The 2,516-nt window shown below is 71.8% G+C and carries 3 protein-coding genes; 2 read left to right on the top strand and 1 reads right to left on the bottom strand.

Features of this window, described 5'->3' with window-relative positions; all coding sequences use genetic code 11:
• Window positions 1-44: 44 nt before the first annotated feature.
• Window positions 45-1,052, top strand: a complete 1,008-nt coding sequence (locus QH283_RS20340; protein ID WP_280504572.1) for a polyprenyl synthetase family protein — start codon at window positions 45-47, stop codon at window positions 1,050-1,052.
• Between the two features lie 254 nt (window positions 1,053-1,306).
• Window positions 1,307-2,212, top strand: a complete 906-nt coding sequence (gene htpX, locus QH283_RS20335; RefSeq protein ID WP_280504571.1) for a zinc metalloprotease HtpX — start codon at window positions 1,307-1,309, stop codon at window positions 2,210-2,212.
• A 42-nt stretch (window positions 2,213-2,254) separates the two neighbouring features.
• Here the strand turns inward: htpX and QH283_RS20330 are convergent.
• Window positions 2,255-2,516 (bottom strand): DUF520 family protein (locus QH283_RS20330; protein WP_280504570.1); only part of this gene is annotated, 262 nt, incomplete at its 5' end.

The following is a 2,516-nucleotide window of genomic DNA, read 5'->3' as shown; positions in this document are numbered from 1 at the left end:
GGGGGCGGGCCCACGATTTCCCACCAGGGGCTGGGCGCGGCCGGTTGGGGCCCGCGTCCCGGGGGGGGGGGGGGGCCGCGCGGGGGCCCGCCGCGCCCGCCGCGACGGTGCGCAACGGCCTGGAAGAGGTCGAGAAACTGCTGATCGCCGAGCTCTCCGACGGTGCGGACTTCCTCCAGGACGCGGCGCTGCACCTGGCCAAGGCAGGCGGCAAGCGGTTCCGTCCGCTGTTCACCATCCTCACCGGCCAGCTCGGGCCGCGTCCGACCGATCCGGCCCTGGTCACCGCGGGCACCGTGGTCGAGCTGGTGCACCTGGCCACCCTCTACCACGACGACGTCATGGACGAGGCCACCATGCGCCGCGGCGCCCCCAGCGTGAACTCCCGCTGGGGCAACAACATCGCGATCCTGGCGGGCGACTATCTGTTCGCGCACGCCTCCCGGCTGACCTCGACCCTCGGCCCGGACGCGGTGCGCATCATCGCCGAGACCTTCGCCGAACTGGTCACCGGCCAGATGCGCGAGACCATGGGCGCGCGCGAGGCCCAGGATCCGATCGAGCACTACCTGCGGGTGGTCTGGGAGAAGACCGGCTCGCTGATCGCCGCGGCCGGCCGCTTCGGCGGCACCTTCTCCGGCGCGGACGCCGGGCACGTCGAGCGCCTGGCCCGCCTGGGCGACGTGGTCGGCACCGCCTTCCAGATCGCCGACGACATCATCGACATCTCCTCGGCGTCGGAGCAGTCCGGCAAGACGCCCGGCACCGACCTGCGCGAGGGCGTGCACACCCTGCCCGTCCTGTACGCGCTGCGTGAACAGGGCCCCGAAGCCGACCGCCTGCGCGAGCTGCTCGCCGTGCCACCGCAGACCGACGAGGCCGTGGCCGAGGCGATCGAGCTGCTCGCCCGCTCCCGCGGCATGGCGCTGGCCAAGGAGAAGCTGCGCGACTACGCCCAGCAGGCCTTCACCGAGCTGGCCGCCCTGCCCGCCGGGCCCGCCAACGACGCGCTGGAGAAGCTGGTGCGCTACACCATCGAACGGGTCGGCTGATCCGGCGGCCCCGGAAGGTGATCCTCGCGATACCCGCGTGACCAGCGGCATCGGTGTGCCCGGCCGTTGCCGCGCGGAACTCCGGCGCGTCTGCGATCGTTTTCCTGGTGTCGGTCGAGGCGCCGGTCCTCATGCCACACCCGGCCGGGTCCGGTAGGGCGATCCGGCGCACGAGGCGAACGGTCGCGGCGTCGGCTACGCCGCGGCGCGGCACGTCGGCCAATCGAAGAACGGGGGATCGGCAGGAGGCAACAGTGCACGGGCGCGGATTCGCGAACGACCTGAAGACGTTCGGCCTGATGGCGGCCATGTCGGCGATGATCGTGTTCGCCGGGGCGCTGTTCGGCAACACGACGATCCTGATCCTCGCCGTGCTGCTCGCCGTCGCGGTCAACGGCTGGGCCTACTTCAACAGCGACAAGCTGGCGCTGCGGGCCATGCGGGCCATCCCGGTCAGCGAGCTGGAGGCCCCGGTGATGTACCGCATCGTGCGGGAACTGGCGACTACCGCGCGCCGCCCGATGCCCCGGCTCTACATCAGCCCGACCAACGCTCCCAACGCCTTCGCGACCGGCCGCGGCCCCCGCCACGCCGCGGTCTGCTGCACCAGCGGCATCCTGCGCATCCTCGACGAGCGCGAACTGCGCGCGGTGCTCGGCCACGAGCTGTCGCACGTCTACAACCGCGACATCCTGATCTCCTCGGTCGCGGGCGCCATGGCGGCGGTGATCTCCGGCCTGGCCAACATGGCCTTCTTCGCGGGCGCGTTCGGCGGCGGCAACAACAACGACGGCCAGGGCGGCAACATCCTCGGCGTGTTGCTGGTCTCACTGCTCGGGCCGGTGGCCGCCACCCTGGTGCGGCTCGCGGTCTCGCGGTCGCGCGAGTTCGAGGCCGATCGCGCGGGCGCGGAGCTCACCGGCGACCCGCTCGCGCTGGCCTCGGCGCTGCGCAAGCTCGAACGCGGTGTGCGTGCCGCGCCGTTGCCGCCGGAACCGCAGCTCACCGCGCAGTCGCACCTGATGATCGCCAACCCGTTCCGCACCGGCGAGCGCGCCGCCCGGCTGTTCGCCACTCATCCGCCGATGGGCGAGCGGATCGCGCGGCTGGAGGCGCTGGCGGGTGGGCGTGATCCCTACCACCACGACCCCTATCGATGAGACGGGCGGCCGTGGCCGGGCGTGCTGAGGTGGTCCGCCGGATCAGCGGTAGTTGACGAACTGCAGGGCGATGCCGAAGTCCTCGCCCTTGAGCAACTGGATGACCGCCTGCAGGTCGTCGCGCTTCTTGCTGCTGACCCGCAGCTCGTCGCCCTGGATCTGCGCCTTGACGCCCTTGGGGCCCTCGTCGCGGATCTTCTTGGAGATCTTCTTGGCCTTCTCGGCGTCGATGCCCTGCACCAGCGAGCCGGTGATCTTGTAGGTCTTGCCGGAAGCCACCGGCTCACCGGCGTCGAACGCCATT

Origin of the sequence: Nocardia farcinica (assembly GCF_029867845.1) — a bacterium.
Classification (GTDB): Bacteria; Actinomycetota; Actinomycetes; order Mycobacteriales; family Mycobacteriaceae; genus Nocardia; species Nocardia farcinica_A.
The sequence above is the reverse complement of the archived record's forward strand: the minus strand, read 5'-3'. Positions and strand labels throughout refer to the sequence as shown.